Raw genomic sequence first — 17,758 nt, forward strand, 5'->3', positions numbered from 1 at the left:
TGCAACAAGCAGTCATTTGTAAAATAGAAAATAGAATCAGATTATGGCTCGTATTGCCGGTGTTGATTTACCAAAAAACAAAAGAGGGGAGATAGGCCTGACCTATATCTACGGTATCGGTCGTTCTACCGCCCAGTACATTCTGACCAAGTCCAACATCAGTCTGGACAAGAAGGTTCACGAATGGAACGACGATGAACTGGCGGCTATCCGTAATACCATCAACGATGAGTTGAAGGTAGAAGGTCAGCTTCGCTCTGAGGTACAGATGAGCATCAAGCGTCTGCTTGATATCGCCTGCTACCGTGGTTTGCGTCACCGTAAAGGGTTGCCGTTGCGTGGTCAGCGTACCAAGACCAACAGCCGTACCCGGAAAGGTAAGCGCAAAACAGTTGCTGGTAAAAAGAAAGCTCCTAAGAAGTAAGACATAGTGCCCTACCGGATCCAGCTTAGGAGGGGGAGGGAAGGCACGGCCGGGGATTAATTTCCGGTAAATATTTTTAAAGATTACCTATTACTTGTAATGGCAAAACAACAACAAAGCGCTAAAGCTGGTGGCAAGGCCGCCGCGAAGAAGCGGATCGTGAAAGTGGATGCATACGGTGATGCGCATGTTTCCGCTAGTTTTAACAACATCATCATCAGCCTTACCAACAAGAGCGGACAGGTTATTTCCTGGTCTTCTGCCGGTAAAATGGGCTTCAAAGGTTCCAAGAAAAACACTCCCTACGCTGCACAGATGGCCGCTGCTGACGCTGCAAAGGCTGCTCTGGACGCAGGACTGAAAAGAGTAGATGTATATGTGAAAGGACCCGGCTCCGGCCGTGAGGGTGCTATCCGCTCCCTTTCACAAAACGGAATTGAGATCGTGATGATCAAAGACGTCACTCCGCTTCCGCACAACGGCTGCCGTCCTCCGAAGAAGCGCCGCGTTTAACATACTTGAACTGCCGGGACCCAAGGCCAGATGGCTTTGGGTTCCGGATTTTTCATCACTGGGTGCAGCATTGATTTTAAGATTTTTAAGGATGCTGCATCGTAACTAAAAAATCAAACCAGAAAATGGCACGTTACACAGGTCCAAAGACCAAAATCTCAAGAATTTTCGGGGAACCTATCCTCGGTAATGGCAAGTGGCTGAACAAGAACAGCAATCCTCCCGGTCAGCATGGTGCTGCCCGCAAGCGCAAGAGCCTGGGCGAATATGCCCTTCAGCTGCGTGAAAAACAAAAGGCTAAATACACTTACGGTGTACTGGAGCGTCAGTTCCGCCGCACGTTTGAGGAAGCTGCGCGTCGCAAAGGCGTTACCGGTGAGAACCTCATCAAACTGCTGGAAGCACGCCTGGACAATGCCGTATACCGTCTTGGTATCGCGCCTTCCCGTCCTGCTGCCCGTCAGCTCGTTAGCCACAAGCACGTTACCGTTAACGGTGAAGTGGTAAACGTACCTTCTTTCCAACTGAAACCCGGTGATATCATCGGCTTCAAACCAGGCAGTGACGCGAAAACAGGTCTCACCAGCCAGGTGCGTGGCAAGAACCAGAAATTCAATTGGCTGGATTGGAACGAAACTGAGATGAGAGGAACATTCATTGCTTATCCTGAGCGCGAAAGTGTTCCGGAGAACATCAAGGAGCAATTGATTGTTGAATTGTATTCTAAGTAATAGGGGATAGTCCCGACTTCCATCCACAAACACAAACAGTACATACAAATGGCCATTTTAAACTTTCAGAAACCCGACAAAATCGTATTGCAGAAAGCAAATGATTTTGAAGCACAATTCGAATTCCGTCCCCTGGAGCCCGGCTATGGTGTAACCATCGGTAACGCCCTGCGCCGTGTACTGCTCAGCTCCCTGGAAGGTTTCGCGATTGTAGGGATCAAAATTGAAGGGGCTGAACATGAATTTGCCACTATCAAGGGTGTAACGGAAGATCTTACCGATATCATCCTGAACCTGAAACAGGTTCGTTTCAAGAAAGTGGTGGACACTGAAGTATCCAATGAACGCATCGTTTTGCACATCAAGGGCAAAAGCGAATTCACTGCCGGTATGATCCAGGACGGTACCCAATCCTTCCAGATCATGAACCCCGAGCAACTGATCTGCACCATGGATCCTTCCTCCAAACTGGAAATCGAACTGACTATCGGCAAAGGCCGCGGTTATGTTCCCGCTGAAGAAAACAAGGTGAAAGACGCCCCCCTGGGCTTCATTCCGATCGACTCTATCTATACCCCTATCAAAAACGTTAAGTACAGCGTTGAAAATACCCGGGTAGAACAAAGAACCGACTTCGAAAAACTGATCATGGATGTTGCTACTGATGGCACGATCCACCCCGAAGAAGCTGTTAAACAGGCTTCCCGGATCCTGATCCAGCACCTGATGATCATCACTGACGAGAACATCACTTTCGACAACAAAGAGGAGAAAAAAGAAGACCTGGTAGACGAACAGACACTGCAACTCCGCAAGGTGCTGAAAACGCCGCTGGAAGATCTCGATCTCAGCGTTCGCGCTTTCAACTGTCTGAAGGCTGCCAAGATCAACTCCCTCAGCGAACTGGTTCAGTACGAGCAGGAAGACCTGATGAAGTTCCGCAACTTCGGTCAGAAATCCCTTGCTGAAATCGAGCAGGTGCTCCACGAGCGCGGCCTGAGCTTCGGAATGGATCTGGCGAAACTGGGAATTGATAAGGAAGACTAATAGTCTGAAGTCTGAAGATTGGGGTTTGATAGTTTTGAAACCCTGTTGAATAATTAACAAGTAGGCCGCAATTCCTGACACGGTGCGGCTGATTAAAACAACAAGTCATGCGTCACGGAGACAAAGTCAACAACCTGGGCCGTAAGAAAGCCCACCGCGAAGCCCTGATGGCCAACCTGACCATCAGCCTGATCGAACACAAAAGGATCGTTACCACCCTCGCCAAGGCGAAAGCGCTGCGCGTATTCGTGGAACCCCTGATTACCAAGGCGAAATCCAACGATACCCATAACCGCCGTGTGGTTTTCAGCTACCTACAGAACAAGGAAGCTGTTACCGAACTGTTCAGCACCATCGCTGAAAAAGTTGCCGGCCGTCCTGGTGGATATACCCGTATCATCAAACTCGGTGCACGGGTAGGTGATAACGCGGAACAGGCCCTTATCGAACTCGTTGATTTCAACGAAGTTTATGGCAAAGAAACAGCTGCCAAAGCTGAACCTGCCAAAAGGACCCGTCGTAGCGGTAGTGCGAAAAAAGCAGCTGCACCTGCAGAAGCTAAAACTGCACCTGCTGAAGGTACCCCTGCTGCTGAAGAAAAAGCAGGCGAATAATGATGGAATGATTGATTTTTTGATAAGGCAGAATGGATTTCCATTCTGCCTTTTTTTTGTGATATTTGCGAAAATTTTCCGCCTACAACATGTCGAATACCCCAGCAAAACAAGCCATCCTCCTCTTAGCAGATGGTTCGGTTTACTATGGCAAAGCATTTGGTGCAAACGGCACCACTACCGGTGAACTGTGCTTCAACACAGGGATGACGGGATACCAGGAGGTATTTACCGATCCCAGCTACTACGGTCAGGTCGTGATCATGAACAACGTTCATGTGGGCAACTATGGTGTTAAAGACGGCGATACGGAGTCCAGCTCCGTGAAGGTGAGGGGCATTATCGCCCGCAACCTGGAGGAGCAGTTCAGCCGCCGCCTTGCCAATGGCTCGCTGGATGAATACCTGAAGGCCAACAACATCGTAGCGATTGAAGGCGTAGACACCCGCGAACTGGTTACCCGCGTACGTACTGAAGGCGCGATGAACTGCATCATCTCATCCGAGGTAACCGATGTTGCCGAACTGAAGAAGATGCTGGCTGAAGTGCCCTCCATGGACGGACTGGAACTGGCTTCCCTGGTCAGCACGGAAGCTGCCTACGAAATGGGCGACCCCAACAGTGAGATCCGCATTGCGGTAATGGATTACGGCGTTAAACAGAATATTCTCCAGTGCATGGTTGACCGCGGCGCCTATGTGCGGGTACACCCTGCCAAGACCCCGGTGGAAACCGTGAAAGCGTTCAATGCCGACGGCTACTTCATTTCTAACGGTCCCGGTGACCCCGCAGCAATGCCCTACGCCATCGATACCGTTAAGCAACTGGTCAACGAAGAGAAGCCGGTATTCGGCATCTGCCTCGGTCACCAGCTGCTCGCCCTGGCGCACGATATTCCTACGTTTAAAATGCACCACGGCCATCGCGGACTCAACCACCCGGTAAAGAACCTGGTCACCGGAAAGTGTGAAATCACTACCCAGAATCATGGGTTTGGGGTAGATCCTGAAGCCGTGAAGAAGGCCAGCCATATTGAGATCACGCACCAGAATCTCAACGACAATTCCATCGAAGGCATCCGCATCAAGGGCAAACCTGCCTTTTCCGTGCAATATCACCCGGAAAGCACGCCTGGTCCGCATGACAGCAGGTATTTGTTCGATGACTTTATCGGGATGATAAGAGAGAGTAAAAAAGTTTAGTTGTTTAGGAGTTTGGTTGTTTAGCAGTTGGCGCCCCTTGGGGGAGGTCGTTCTGATAAATTAAAGGATATTACGCGTTAAAGCCCCGGCATAGCCGGGGTTTTTCCTTTGCCCACCGTAGCTTCAGCGAAGGTGGGTTTGCCCACCGTCTTTGACTGCTGAAGCGTTAGCGTAAGCAGTAGCTTTAGCGAAGGCCATCATACAACGGAGCCAACTACTAAACAACTAAACTTCTAAACACCTAAACTCTCCTTTCTTCTTACCCAGGCAATCCGGGCAACAAGCAGAACAGCATAGAGCATTGCCAATGCAACAAGATGCCACAAAGCGTCGGCCTGCAAGTGAAGCGGACTTCCCATTTGTACGATGGCAGTATTGATTTTCAGGAAGGGGGTTGTGGGTAACAAACTGGCGAATGCCTGTAGCGGGCGGGGCAGGTAGGCAAAGGGCCAGGAATAACCGGTTACCAGGAAAAACGGATAAGTGCTGAAAGCCATAAACTGCACTGTTGCAACCGTAGAACGGAACAAACTCCCGATAAACATCCCGAACAAAACCAGCACGGTCAGAAAAAGCAGTGTTGCCATCATCAGTTCAATGCGACTGCCCTTCACCGTTAGTCCCAATACGTGGTAGTTGACAACGGTGAAAAAAATAGCAAAGCAAGCGAACAGCAACACATAACATAAACCCTTTCCTGCAACTGCCGATCCGGTTCGTCCGCCACCAGCAGCCAGCCATTCACCGTATCGTCCCCGTGTCCATTCCTTACTGACACTTACACTGATCCCGATCAGGAGGGTCTGTTGTAAGATCAGTGCCAGCAATCCCGGCAATAGAAAAGCACCGTAGCTGCTGCTTTCATTGAAAAGCGGGCGGTAATCCAGGTTGACGGGCATCACCTGCTGCATTGCCGCTGCATTGGTCAATCCGCCGGATTTAAGGTATTGCAGCCGGACCCCGGCACCTGCCGTGAGGGCTATTTTTGTTACTGCTGCCAGAAGATCACTGGATGGCAGGAATCGTGCTGCATTTAAGGCAATCACGATATCAGCAGGCTTAAGTTTCAGGAGTTGTCCCTGCACGCCCCTGGGTACAAACAGGTAACCCTGTACTTCACCGGAAGCCAGCATCCCGCGGGCATCATCCAGATTGGCAACACTCACGAGCTGCACCACGGGAAGCGAATTCAGTTGCACGGCCAGGGTGCGGCTCAATTCACTGCCATCAGCATCCACATAGGCAAGAGGCACTGCCTGTTCCTCTTTATTGATATAAATGCTGCCATAGAAAAAAGCATACAGCAGGGGTGCGATCAGCACCGTGAGCAATAAGCTGTGATCGCTGCCGATGAACCGGATTTCGCGCAGCCAGACTGCCAGCAATCCCTTTTGATTGGTTTCGCTCATGATGCAAAGGCTATGGGTGAACGGTATCTCCGGGCAAGCACCAGTACGGCGACCGATAAGGGAGCAAAACAAAAGAGCAACAACATCAGCATTTCCATTATTCCGTATCGCAGCGGGCTGTTCATGGTGTAGGTCTTGATGTATGCATCCAGGAAATGCGTATACGGAAGCAGTTTCGCGTACACCTGGTCATACCAGGGCATTGCCCAGCGCGGGAAGGTAAATCCGCTGAATACAAAGGCCGGTGAGGTATAGAATAATGCCGCGTCGAGTGCCAGCATCACGTCGCGGAAAATCACCGACAGGAACAGGCCAAGGCCGGTACAGGCCAGTACCAGCAGGTTATGCAACAAAAAGAATTTTACCAGCGCGCCGGGTTGACCGAGGTGATGCAACGGATACAAAATGCCTGCAATCAGGATAAAATGAAACCAGGAAAAAATCACCTGTGCAAGCAATTTGCCCATCAGCAGCAGGGAGGGTGAAGCTCCGGCAATGCGCCAGGCTTCGGCAAAACTGCCTTCTTCCTCTTCCTTGTTGATGCCCAGTGCACTGACCATGATGAAAAGCATTTGTAAAGCAACGGTGACCAGGCCCGGCACCAGGTAGTACCGGTAGTTGAATGTCGGGTTGTACAGGGTATAGGCTGTTACCTTAACCGGTTGTACCAGCGCCATGGCTTTTTCCGTTGCCATTCCCGACCGGAGATATTGCTGGAGCAACACACCGGAACCAGCCGTGATGATCACCCTTGCAGCATCTTTATATAGTAGTTTGGCAGGTACCAGCGCCGCCGCATTGGTATAGACTGTTACTGTCACCGGGTGCTTGCTTTTCACGGCTGCTTCCATGCCGCGCGGAAAATGAATCGCGCCGCTGATTTCGCCTGACATGATCTTGTTTTGCAGTACGGCCTGATCAGTCACACTGGTAGTAATATGGATCGAGGGTGTCTGTTCGAGGAGAAACTGAATCCTCCGGGAAATATCCGACTGATCTTCATCCCAGATGGCGACAGGAAGATCACGGATCTCCTGCTCCTGGTATATCCAAGCATAAAAAAAGAAAAGTATTACCGGGATGATCAGCAGCATCCGCCGCAGGTAGGGAAGGAGCAGGTATCGCTTCCATTCCCGCCATATGATATGAAAAAGCCGGTTCATGGTGTTGTTGCCGCTATTGCCTTTCCGGTGAAATTTCGAGTGATGCAGTCATGCCCGGCCGCAAACCTTTTACGGATACCACGGGTACGCCCTTTATGGTAAAAGTGCGCAGCTCGAATTGTCCCTGTTCCTTAACCGGGACCCAGTTCGCAAATTCAAGGGATGGTGACACCTCGGTTATCTTCAGATTGAAATTTTTCGGTTCTGCTCCCGGAACGGAAACAGGCGCAATCGTACCTGCCTGCAGGCTGCCGGCCTTATCCTGCCGCACATTGAATTGAATATACAATCCACCATGTTCACGGATGGTCATCATCGGGTAGCCGATCGCGACCACTTCGCCCTGTTTGATCACCACCTGGCTTACCACCCCTGATTCCGGCGCATATACCCGGGTGTTATCCTTGAGGTTTTTTGTCAGCGCATATCCTTCTTCCGCCTGCCGGAGTATTGCTTTGGCGGACTGGATCAAAGCCGGGTTAGCGCCCTGTTGCAACATTTCCAGGTTCAGTTTGGCTGTTTCCATTTCTTTCTGTGCAGCCTGGTAACGAAAATAGACAATATCTTTCTCCTGCCCGCTGACCACTTCATCATTGTAAAGGCGCTGCATGCGTGCATAGGTCTTATCAAACAGTTCGTACTGGTCCTGCGCGATCCGGTAAATGTTTTCAGCCGATTTGATCAGTTGTGGCCTTGCGCCCTGCTGCAGCAAGGTCAGCTGCCCGCGCGCGGCATCCACTGCAGCCAGCGCCTGTTGCTGTACGGTACTGATCTCCGACGAATGCAAAACTGCCAGCAGTTGCCCCTTTTGAATGGTATCTCCTTCACGTACCAGCAGGCTGTCAAGCCTTCCCGGAAAAGAAGCGGCAACATCAACTGATTCAGCTTCCACCATACCGATTACGGTTTCCGGTGCAGGTTTCGACGCAGACCGGGTCCAGACCCAGAGCGCAATAATCAGTACCAGCAGGGGTATCAATAGGGCCCAATAATTCCTGATCCATTTCATGGCTGGAGGTATGAGGTGATCTGTTCAGGTTTTCCCAACAGGCGGAAATAGTCCGCCAATACGCCGTAATATCCGAGCAGCGCAGTATAGTAGGCTTTGGCCAGGGTTTCTTCCAGCAACAACGCTTCGTTCACATCCTTGGGGGAGGACAACAGGTTTTCCATGCGTTCCCGGATCATGCGGGTCGTCATGGCAGCCTGTTGCCGGCTGCTGTCCAGCACGGCTATTTCTTCCCGGAAACTATTCAGTTTATTGCGCAGCACCGATTGCGACAGGGTGAGATCTGCGGCTGTGTTGTCATTCAGCTGTTTTGCCGCTGTGTAGGCTTCTTTCGCTGCCTTTATACGCCTTTCCTTCTGAAAGCCGTCAAAGATGTTCCATTGCAGTTCAACGCCTACCATCCATGGTGGCATGAGCACAGGCAGTGCGCCCTGGTACAACTGCAGGTTACCAATAGCAAACAGGTTGGGCAGGCGGAAACTGCGGGCCAGTTTTTCATTGGTCGCTGCATAGGCGGTTTTTGTGGAGACAAAACGGTAAAGCGGGTTGTTTTCCTGGTTTCCTGATACCCGGCTGTCCGTTGCCGTTAGTTCAGTAAAAACAGGCAGGGAATCCGTAACCTGCAGCAGGCTGTCGGGAGAAAGCGATAGTAACCGGTTCAGTTCGAGCAGTGCATTGGTTTTGTCACCCGTAAGTGTCTGCTTTCGGGAACGAGCCTGTTGCAGCGCGATTTGCGCCCAGTTTCGCTGGTAGGGGGGAAGAATCTCATTTTTCACCAACGATGTGGCATAGTCGAGATTTTTTCCCAACGCATCCACAACTTTCTCTTGTGACTGTAACATGCTGTTGATGTAAAGGATCCGCAACCAGGCAAGGATTACCTGGAAACTGGCTTCATTGCCGGCAAGGGAAAGATTGGCTTCACCCGAGGCTACCTCTTTTTCGGCAAGTTCACGCGTGTTCTTCAGTTTGCCGCCGAGATACAGGGGTTGCCGGAGAAAAAGTCCTGCCACGAAATACTGCTGGTCCGCCAGCGCGGGATTGTAATTGGGATAAAATGTATTGAGAATGTTCTGGCTGCGGGAGTAAATACGGTCCTGCGCTTCCTGGCTCAGGGGATTGCCCGTGATTTCCTGGTAAAGATCATTTGCCAGGGCAACATTCTGTTCAGAAGTGCCATTGACTACCCCGGTTTTAAGTTGCTGCAGGTTGATCTCCAGTGGTTTGCTCAGGTAGTTGTAACTGGCCAGCAGGTCAAGTTTCGGCAGATACCGCACTTCTTCCGCTGCAAGTTGCAGGCGCCTGGCAGACACATCATGCTGCAGGGCCCTGATGGTGGGGTTCTGAAGCTGCACCTGGTGCAGCAGATCGGATAACAGTACCTGCGCGGATGGCATCTGCGGGAGCGCGCAGATCATTGCAAAGGAAATCAGGAACGTCAGCACGATGCGAAGCATAAAGGAAATCCTTTATATGAAAATAAGGTTTATTCCCTGATTGCATCCTGCTTTATTATTTTTACGCGAATGAAAATAGCCATCATCAACGGACCAAATCTCAACCTGCTTGGGCAGCGGGAGCCGGGAATCTACGGGGATTCTGCATTTGAGCCTTTTCTTGACCAGCTGCGCATCGATTTTCCGGAAGCTGAGTTTTCCTATTATCAGAGTAATGTAGAAGGTGAACTGATCAACTACCTGCATCAGGTAGGCTTCGACGTTAGCGGTATCGTCATGAATCCCGGTGGTTATACCCATACCTCTGTAGCGATCGGCGACGCCATAGCCGCCATACCGGCGCCGGTGGTGGAAGTGCATATCAGCAATGTTCACGCAAGGGAGGCTTTCCGGCATATTTCCCACGTGTCTGCCAAGGCTGCCGGCACCATCTGTGGCCTGGGCCTTGAAGGCTATGCCCTGGCTGTCCGCTACCTGTTAAAACAATAAAAGCTGCCGGTTCCGGCATATTTGTTGGAGCTTTACGTTATCGTACCAAACAGCACCATATGCGTTATTTGTTCATCCTCCTCCTGCTAAGTTCCCTTTCCGGTTACGGGCAGCTGAAATCCTACCTGATCAGCGTGAAGGGAGATACAATTAACCGGGTGGATGCCAATGGCAAAAAGCAGGGCCCCTGGGTCAACCACATTGATCCGCTGCGGGGAGAACCCGGTTATGAAGAAGAAGGCGTGTATAAGGACGATCGAAAGGAAGGCACCTGGCGTAATTTCAACCTGACCGGCGACCTGTTTGCGATCGAGAACTACCGGTGGGGCTTTAAAGATGGCGCCAGCCAGTATTTCAATATCTCCGGCGGACTGACCCGCGAAGAAAGCTGGAGGGCATTTAATCCTGACAAGGAATACGATTCCGTGGATGTAGAAGATGTGAACAGTCCCGGCAATTATACCATCGTAGTGGTGAAAAATGAAGGCGCTGCCGTAAAACACGGTACCTGGAAATTCTATGACGGGGATGGTTTTATCACAAAAACCGAATTCTGGACCCTGGGCAAGCCTGATAAAAGTCTTCAGCCGCCAACCCTCGCCAGGGATACCATGACGACGGCTAAAAAGTCGGCCAAGCCCAAGGAAGTGCTCGATTACGAAAAGAAAAATTCAGGCAAGAAAAAGGTCAGGGTACGCGATGGGACCGTCAGTTACTGATCAATACCCTTTTCATTTTACCGCCCATTCCCGGGCTGCAGTCGGTTGCTCCGGTGAATTATTTTCTGCATTGTCCCAGTAATTTCGGAAGAACAGTAACTGGAACCGGATGGCATTCTGCCAGTATTCCCATTCATGTTTTCCCGGCCTTTCCGTGTAGTCATGCGGGATTCCCAGGTCCAGTAGTTTCTGATGTGCGGTGCGGTTGGCTGCCAGCAGGTAATCTTTTGTGCCGCATTCCATGGCGAGTGCCACCTTTTCCGGGGTTGCAAATGCATTCCACCGGATCCGGCAACAGGTGGTATCCTTTCTGCCCAGGGTGCTGTATTGCGCCAGGGCGTCAACATTCAATGCACCGCTCATACTTCCCGCAGCGCCGAAAAGGTCAGCGTGCCGGCTGGCCAGGTAAAAGGCGCCGAATCCGCCCATACTGAGTCCGCTGATCGCCCGGAACTGCCGGTCGCGCCGTACCGGATAATGCGACTCCACCCATGGCATCAGCTCGCGGATAAAATGCGTTTCGAACTGGTAGGTAGTATCGAAAGGATTGTCAAAATACAAAGTGGTACGGCCGCCATCCGGACAAACAATAATACAGCCATATTTATCGCACAGATCCTGTAACTGGGGCACTTTATTGATCCAGAGGGCATAATTGCCGCCAAAGCCATGTAGCAGGTATAGAATAGGAAAACCTTCATCAGGGGCTTTCGCCCGTGGCTGGATCACGACGGCAGGGATGTTCCGGTTCAACGCATGGCTGTACACTCGGACCGTATCCACCGGCGCTGCGGTGGCGAGCAATGACCAGAACACCAGCATCAGGGTAATGCCGGAAGAAAAACGGGGTAAACACATGCATTAAAAATAATTCATTTGAGGCATCCAACCTTTTCCCTAGATTTGATATCATAATAATATCAAAATAAAATTATGGAACGCCTCCTCAAACCTGTCCCGGGATACCTTGCACTGGTAATCTCCCTGCTGCTGCTTTGCCTCTCCATCTATCTTTTCGTCAATAACCATAACAATGGCTGGATCATCACCGGCGGCGTGGTGGCCATTATTGGCTGCATGTTCCTGCTTGCCGGACTGATTGTGGTGCCGCCCAACCACAGCCGTGTACTTACCTTTTTCGGAAAATATGTGGGCACTACCCGCGAGAACGGTCTGCAGTTTGTAAATCCTTTGTATTCCAAACAGAAAATATCCCTGCGTGCTGCCAACCTGGAAAGTTCAAAACTCAAGGTGAATGACAAAATGGGTAACCCCATTGAAATTGCCGCGGTGATCGTCTGGAGGGTTTCGGATACTTTCCGTGCTGCCTTTGAAGTGGACAATTACGAAAATTATGTAAAGGTGCAGAGTGAAGCCGCCATCCGCCACCTGGCCACCAGTTTTGCCTACGATCATATGGAAGATGACCAGACCGGCATAACGCTGCGGAGTGGCGGAGATACGGTCAACGAACTGCTCGAAAAAGAACTGAATGAAAGGCTTTCTCCTGCCGGCATCGAGATCAGGGAAGCCAGGATCAGCCACCTTGCCTATGCATCCGAAATCGCCGGTGCCATGCTGCAACGGCAGCAGGCAACTGCAATCGTTTCTGCCCGTTTCAAGATTGTTGAAGGCGCCGTTGGCATGGTGGAACTTGCCCTGGCGGAATTGTCCAAGAAGGAGATTGTTAACCTTGACGAAGAGCGGAAGGCAGCCATGGTCAGCAACCTGATGGTGGTGTTGTGCGGCGAGAAAGCTGCAACCCCGATCCTGAATACAGGCACGCTTTATCAATAAGATCCGATAGCGCCAAAAAAAATGTTTTGAGCGACAAGAAATCATTTGTCCTTCGGCTCGATGCCGATATGTACAAGCTGCTGGAAAAGTGGGCGGCGGATGAATTCCGCAGTGTCAACGGGCAACTGGAATGGATCATACGGCAACAACTGATCCAGTCCGGCAGGTGGAAAGAACAGCCGCCAAAAGAGAAACCGCCTAAAAAGAAAGGCCCGGCATAGCAAGGATAAGAAATATTATAGTATTCCAATATATTTGGCGGACTAACCCACCCATTATGAGAATACTGTTCCTGGTCTTACTCACAGGATGTGCTGTGTTATGTGGTTATGCCCAGCAAAAGGACATCAGCGGACTTGAAAATGGCAGAGACACCATTACCAACTTTTCGGAGTACAAGCGCGGCGTCACCTTTGGCGGCCTCCTGCAAACGCGGTTTGTCGCTTCCCTTACCCGGAATGTTGATGTGAGCGGCAAGAATTTTCCGGATACCGTAAAGGGGGTTACCAATACTTTCAACCTGAAAAGGGTACGGGTGCAGGTAAAGGCAAATGTCAATGATCATTTCAGCGCAGGGATCCTGTTTAACCTGGCAGAATTTTCCAGTGATCCCATCAACAAAGTGCTGGAGAATGCCTATATCCGCTATTCCCTGAATAAATATTTCAACCTGCAGGCGGGACAGTTCCGCCCCTTTTTCGGGATAGAAGATGCGTTGCCGGTTGACATTATCCGTACACTGGACTACAGCAACCAGTATTATGCTTTCGGGGCCAACGGCTGGCAGAGTTTCCAGGTGGGATTATCTGTTTTCGGAGAGATCCTTTCCCGCAATGACTTTACCCTGAAATATTATGCCGGCGCCTATAACGGTAATAACCGCAACCAGCCGGCTGACAACAACAATACGAAAAACTTTTACGGCCGGCTCGAGTTGCTTCCCGGGAAGAACCTCACCGTCGGGGTCAATGCAGCGAGCGGGAGCCTCGGTGGCAACGCCGGTACCGGAAGTGCGTGGGGAGCAGATTTCCTGGGACAAATAGATCTCAGTGAAAAGTGGGCAATCCTGTTCAGCGCTGAATTCAAGAACGGCACCAGTTTCACCAACTTCAACAGTTCCTCCGCTGTTCCCAAACCGCCGTTGAGCGACTTCCGCATGAAAGGCTTTTACCTGTTTCCCATTCTTCGCTTCGAATACAAGCGGCCAAGAGTGAGGGCGATGGAACTCAGCGCCAGGTATGAATACCTGGAAGACAACTATAAGCTGACAGATAATCCCCGGCAAACCATTACGCCGAACCTGTCGCTCATCTTTGCAGACAATTTCTTCGCCACCATTCAGACCGGCGTCAACATAGACCTGTTCAGGAACGACATACCCCTTACAACAACCTATTCCCACAGCCTTGCTTATGTACAGCTGCAGATACGATATTAACACAACTGCTAACCAGAACCATTAACCGAAATCATCTTTATGAAAGAGATACGCCCTAAAATGCTAGCCATCACGGTGGCCATTGCGCTGATCATCTGGTTCCTCCCTGCGCCGGAAGGCGTGGCGCCGAATGCCTGGCATCTGCTGGCAATTTTTCTTGCTACCATTATCGGCATCATCCTGAAAACTGCATCGATGGGTACGATGGCCATGCTGGGCATAACGGCCTGCGCGGCCACGCAGGTACTGGCACCGGGTGATCCGGTAAAGGCCGTTGCCAATGCATTGAGTGGATTTGGCAACGCAACGATCTGGCTGATCGGTCTTGCTTTTTTTATTGCAAGAGGATTTATCAAGACCGGCCTGGGCACCAGGCTCGCCTACTATTTCATCCGGATCTTCGGGAAGAGTTCACTGGGACTATCCTACGGACTGAACACCGCTGACCTGATACTTGCCCCGGCCATCCCGAGCAATACCGCCAGGGCGGGAGGGGTGATCTTTCCCATCATGAAATCGATCGCCGTGAACATGGGCTCCACGCCGGAAGACGCTGCATCGCACCGGAAAATCGGTGCCTTTCTTACCCTCAGCAGCTATAATGCGAATATGGTCACTTCTGTGATGTTCCTGACGGCAACGGCCAGCAATCCCATGGCCCAGAAATTTGCCAAAGACCTGGGTATTACCATCACCTGGGGATCCTGGGCAATCGCTGCCCTCGTGCCGGGATTGGCCTGTTTTCTCGCCCTGCCCTGGTTCCTGTATAAATTCTATCCGCCACAGCTTAAAAAGACTACCGATGCACCGGCAATGGCTGCGGCCAAATTAAAAGAGATGGGTCCGATCTCGGTACAGGAATGGCTGATGGTGGCCACTTTCATTGTGCTGCTGGTGTTGTGGATCTTTGGAAATCTGTTTCACATCGATGCCACTACCGGCGCCCTGATCGGATTGTGCATTTTGCTGTTAAGCGGTGTGCTGACGTGGGAAGATGTGAAGGCGGAAAAAGGTGCCTGGGATACTATTGTCTGGTTCTCTTCGCTGGTGATGATGGGATCCTATCTCAACAGTCTTGGTTTCATCGGATGGTTCGGCGGCAAGGTAAGCAACCAGATGGCTCATCTCAGCTGGCAGACTGCATTTCCGATCATCGTGCTGGTGTATTCCTATTGTCACTACATGTTTGCCTCCGCCACCGCGCAGGCCGCAGCCATGTATGCTGTTTTCCTGTCTGTCGGTATCCAGGTGGGTGTACCTGGCGAGATGCTGGCGGTGTTTCTCGGTGCCAGTGCAACCCTGATGGGATGCCTCACACATTACGGCCATGGTCCCGCGCCGATATTTTTTGGCAGCACCTATGTTGATATGCACGACTGGTGGAAACACGGCTTCTATATCTCGGTGCTGTTTCTCGCGATCTGGTTCGGTATCGGTGGGCTCTGGTGGAAGGTGCTGGGTCTCTGGTGAGGAAAAGCGCGCAATTGCTTTTTCACGCAAGTTAGGTTGTGCTTATTTGATTTGGTCGCTTCGCTCCGGCTTACCTGATTGCTGTTTTTTTTCACGCAAAGCACGCTAAGGTGCAAAGGCGCAAAGGTTTGCTTCTGGTAAAGTGTTGTTGTGATGGTAACAGATTCAAGGTTGACATGAATAAAGATGCCTTGCGTGCAACCATAAAGCGTGTCATATTCCTGGCGCCCGAAAAGTTACTTTCTTTTATTTCTGCTTCACCAGGACGTAACCATCGACTGACGGTATACTTATAGGCGTCCCCACCATTGCTGTCACCAACTCATTTTTGCTGCCTTAATTAAAAATTCTTCTTTGCGCCTTTGCACCTTAGCGTGCTTTGCGTGAAAAGCTTGCGTGAAAAAAAACTGCGTGAAACCGGAGTTGACGCTACAGGGCTTGTTCGTCTTCGCACCACTTTTGGTCGTCCTGCAGCTGCTTCGCAAAGGTGTCGAGATTGAGCATCGACTGGTCGAACCTGGCTTCCAGGAAGGCCCGTTGTTTGCGGCTGCTGTAGCGTGCCCACCAGCCGCGGGGAATATAATAATCAATTCTTAAACGGGTATGGTTTTCCGAGATCTTCTGGATGGTATAGTAAATGAGGTTGCCGGTTGATGATTCCGATTCAGTAAACTCGATCAGCTTGTCTTCAAAATGATAGCTGCTGCTGGTGTATTCCACTTCCTCACCATTATCAAAAACGCAGCGGCAGCGCATACCGATCCGCGGAAGAAAATGGTTGAGTTCTTCCACCCTGGTTACATTTTCCATCCAGCTGCTGCGCAGGTTGAAATCGCCGGTTGCATGAAAGAGGGGGATGAGTGCAACGGAATAATCGCGGGTAAGGGAAAATGCCAGCTGTTTTTTGCTGAGGTCCGGCGGTGGGGGTTCATCCGGGTGCAGGTTATCTTTCAGGCTGGTCAGCCGCGTATAGTGGTAACGGACATCACCTGCATCACTGTTTTGCCTGTCTTCATTCCAGGTCATCCAGTTCGCCAGGTGCGCTGGTTCACCGGTCGGGGATAAGGCATCCGTGACCAGCCAGTATTCATGATCGGGAATATCGTTTTTCAGGAGCCGGTGCGCAACGATGATGTCTTTCCCGATAAGCTTATAAAAGTGCTGCACATTGTAGCCGGTAAATTCGCCGTAATGGGTGATCACCTTGAGCGTCAGCTTGCCGGCAGATTTACAGGCAGTGCACTGACAATAGCGGCGGTTGTCGTAGGCAATAAGATTCTGGTGGAAGGCGCGGAACATTTTCTCTACCTGGCGGTAGACTTCGTTCAGTGTCGGTGGCGCACCAAACCGGTAAAACAGGATGGCATCGCCTTCGATCTCGGAAATCTGCAGGCCGCCTTCATTGGCGTTGATCAGCACTTCCAGAAGTTCCTGGATGATCAGGCGGCTGTGGTCCAGTTCCGTAGCATTGACGAACTGGGTAAAGCCGCTGATATCCGGCAGAAATATCAGTCCCTGATTGCTCATCCTGATGCGAAGGTAGCCGAATTTAACGCTCGCGATCAGGGTAATTAATTCCAATATTCTGATAAAACTTAATAACCCGTCGTTGTTGAAATAACTGTACTTTCATTATGGTGATTGCTGATTTGCTGACTGCTTAATACGATTGCATGCGTACGAACGATAATTGGCGGGATAATCTTTTTGAACGCATTTCAAAAGGTGACACCAGTGCTTTCAGGGAGTTTTATGAGAGTACTGTCTCCCGGGTTTATGCCTATCATCATTTCCTTACCAGGTCTGCGTTTCATGCAGAAGAACTGACGCAGGAACTCTTTATAAAAATCTGGTCCAAACGCGAACAACTGGCTGATATTCAGGAGCCCGATGCGTGGCTGAAAGTGGTGATGCGCAACCAGGCGTATAATTACCTGAAAAAACTGGCGTTGGAGAAAAAGAACGGCCTGAGTCTGGTCAATGTCCTGCCGGAAACTGGCACCGAAACCAATAATCTTTTACTGGATAAAGAATACCATCACCTTTTTGAACAGGCGGTGAGCCGGTTACCACCACAACAGAAAAATGTTTTCCTGCTCAGCCGCAACAGTGGTATGAAGCATGTGGAAATTGCCGCATCGTTGGGCATCAGCATCCATTCAGTCAAGAATCACATGAAAGCTGCATTGCAGTCGATCCGCATATTCTTAAAAGGCCAGATTTTCCTGCTGGTCATCCTGCTCCAAAAATTATTTTTTTAAAGCGACTAGCCCTTC

19 protein-coding genes are annotated in these 17,758 nt (G+C 50.7%); 13 read left to right on the top strand and 6 right to left on the bottom strand.

Annotated features, from left to right (window positions below; genetic code table 11):
- Positions 1-43: 43 nt before the first annotated feature.
- From rpsM to carA, 6 genes are all read left to right on the top strand, one after another.
- Positions 44-424 (top strand): 30S ribosomal protein S13, encoded by a 381-nt coding sequence (gene rpsM, locus FPE01S_RS12910; protein ID WP_046369372.1) that lies wholly within the window; start codon positions 44-46, stop codon positions 422-424.
- A gap of 99 nt (positions 425-523) precedes the next feature.
- The gene (gene rpsK / locus FPE01S_RS12915; RefSeq protein WP_046369373.1) at positions 524-937 is read left to right on the top strand and encodes a 30S ribosomal protein S11; all 414 of its coding nucleotides are present in this window, start codon (positions 524-526) and stop codon (positions 935-937) included.
- 125 nt (positions 938-1,062) lie between these two features.
- Positions 1,063-1,668 (top strand): 30S ribosomal protein S4, encoded by a 606-nt coding sequence (rpsD, locus tag FPE01S_RS12920; RefSeq protein ID WP_046369374.1) that lies wholly within the window; start codon positions 1,063-1,065, stop codon positions 1,666-1,668.
- Between the two features lie 48 nt (positions 1,669-1,716).
- Entirely contained in the window at positions 1,717-2,715 is a 999-nt protein-coding gene (locus FPE01S_RS12925) for a DNA-directed RNA polymerase subunit alpha (RefSeq protein ID WP_046369375.1), read from the top strand.
- Between the two features lie 107 nt (positions 2,716-2,822).
- Positions 2,823-3,329, top strand: coding sequence for a 50S ribosomal protein L17 (gene rplQ / locus FPE01S_RS12930; protein ID WP_046369376.1), 507 nt, complete (start codon positions 2,823-2,825; stop codon positions 3,327-3,329).
- An 89-nt stretch (positions 3,330-3,418) separates the two neighbouring features.
- Complete coding sequence (gene carA / locus FPE01S_RS12935; protein WP_046369377.1) at positions 3,419-4,531, top strand: glutamine-hydrolyzing carbamoyl-phosphate synthase small subunit; 1,113 nt, start codon at positions 3,419-3,421, stop codon at positions 4,529-4,531.
- Between the two features lie 233 nt (positions 4,532-4,764).
- On the opposite strand, the gene FPE01S_RS12940 is transcribed toward carA, so the two are convergent.
- From FPE01S_RS12940 to FPE01S_RS12955, 4 genes are read right to left on the bottom strand one after another with little or no spacing between them, the layout of a single operon-like run.
- Positions 4,765-5,940: an ABC transporter permease gene (locus tag FPE01S_RS12940; RefSeq protein WP_046369378.1), complete on the bottom strand. Its 1,176-nt coding sequence runs from the start codon at positions 5,938-5,940 to the stop codon at positions 4,765-4,767.
- On the bottom strand, positions 5,937-7,103 hold the full coding sequence (locus FPE01S_RS12945; protein WP_046369379.1) for an ABC transporter permease: 1,167 nt from the start codon (positions 7,101-7,103) through the stop codon (positions 5,937-5,939). The genes FPE01S_RS12940 and FPE01S_RS12945 overlap by 4 nt, the downstream gene beginning before the upstream one ends.
- Before the next feature lie 13 nt (positions 7,104-7,116).
- Entirely contained in the window at positions 7,117-8,112 is a 996-nt protein-coding gene (locus FPE01S_RS12950) for an HlyD family secretion protein (RefSeq protein WP_046369380.1), read from the bottom strand.
- A complete protein-coding gene (locus FPE01S_RS12955) occupies positions 8,109-9,569 on the bottom strand; it encodes a TolC family protein (protein ID WP_052955753.1) in 1,461 nt (486 codons plus the stop codon). Before FPE01S_RS12955 ends, FPE01S_RS12950 begins: the two co-directional genes overlap by 4 nt.
- Before the next feature lie 69 nt (positions 9,570-9,638).
- On the opposite strand from FPE01S_RS12955, the gene aroQ reads away from it, so the two are divergent.
- Both aroQ and FPE01S_RS12965 read left to right on the top strand, forming a co-directional pair.
- Positions 9,639-10,058: a type II 3-dehydroquinate dehydratase gene (aroQ, locus tag FPE01S_RS12960; protein WP_046369381.1), complete on the top strand. Its 420-nt coding sequence runs from the start codon at positions 9,639-9,641 to the stop codon at positions 10,056-10,058.
- Between the two features lie 59 nt (positions 10,059-10,117).
- The gene (locus FPE01S_RS12965; RefSeq protein WP_046369382.1) at positions 10,118-10,777 is read left to right on the top strand and encodes a toxin-antitoxin system YwqK family antitoxin; all 660 of its coding nucleotides are present in this window, start codon (positions 10,118-10,120) and stop codon (positions 10,775-10,777) included.
- Positions 10,778-10,789: 12 nt separating this feature from the next.
- Here FPE01S_RS12965 and FPE01S_RS12970 read toward each other — a convergent pair whose 3' ends face one another.
- Positions 10,790-11,635, bottom strand: a complete 846-nt coding sequence (locus tag FPE01S_RS12970) for an alpha/beta hydrolase (protein WP_052955754.1) — start codon at positions 11,633-11,635, stop codon at positions 10,790-10,792.
- A gap of 75 nt (positions 11,636-11,710) precedes the next feature.
- Between FPE01S_RS12970 and FPE01S_RS12975 the strand changes: the two genes are divergently transcribed.
- The 4 genes from FPE01S_RS12975 to FPE01S_RS12990 are packed head-to-tail and all read left to right on the top strand — an operon-like array spanning position 11,711 to position 15,482.
- Positions 11,711-12,574 (top strand): SPFH domain-containing protein, encoded by an 864-nt coding sequence (locus FPE01S_RS12975; protein ID WP_046369383.1) that lies wholly within the window; start codon positions 11,711-11,713, stop codon positions 12,572-12,574.
- A gap of 26 nt (positions 12,575-12,600) precedes the next feature.
- Positions 12,601-12,795, top strand: a complete 195-nt coding sequence (locus FPE01S_RS12980) for a type II toxin-antitoxin system antitoxin (RefSeq protein ID WP_046369384.1) — start codon at positions 12,601-12,603, stop codon at positions 12,793-12,795.
- 56 nt (positions 12,796-12,851) lie between these two features.
- A complete protein-coding gene (locus FPE01S_RS12985) occupies positions 12,852-14,012 on the top strand; it encodes a porin (protein WP_046369385.1) in 1,161 nt (386 codons plus the stop codon).
- A 39-nt stretch (positions 14,013-14,051) separates the two neighbouring features.
- A complete protein-coding gene (locus FPE01S_RS12990) occupies positions 14,052-15,482 on the top strand; it encodes an anion permease (protein WP_046369386.1) in 1,431 nt (476 codons plus the stop codon).
- Between the two features lie 429 nt (positions 15,483-15,911).
- Here the strand turns inward: FPE01S_RS12990 and FPE01S_RS12995 are convergent, their stop codons facing one another.
- Entirely contained in the window at positions 15,912-17,063 is a 1,152-nt protein-coding gene (locus tag FPE01S_RS12995; RefSeq protein ID WP_245623997.1) for a DUF2652 domain-containing protein, read from the bottom strand.
- Positions 17,064-17,155: 92 nt separating this feature from the next.
- Here FPE01S_RS12995 and FPE01S_RS13000 point away from each other — a divergent pair, with 92 nt between their 5' ends.
- On the top strand, positions 17,156-17,743 hold the full coding sequence (locus tag FPE01S_RS13000) for an RNA polymerase sigma factor (protein ID WP_046369388.1): 588 nt from the start codon (positions 17,156-17,158) through the stop codon (positions 17,741-17,743).
- Positions 17,744-17,758: the final 15 nt, after the last annotated feature.

The organism is Flavihumibacter petaseus NBRC 106054 (genome assembly GCF_000974785.1).
In the GTDB taxonomy this organism is placed as follows: domain Bacteria; phylum Bacteroidota; class Bacteroidia; order Chitinophagales; family Chitinophagaceae; genus Flavihumibacter; species Flavihumibacter petaseus.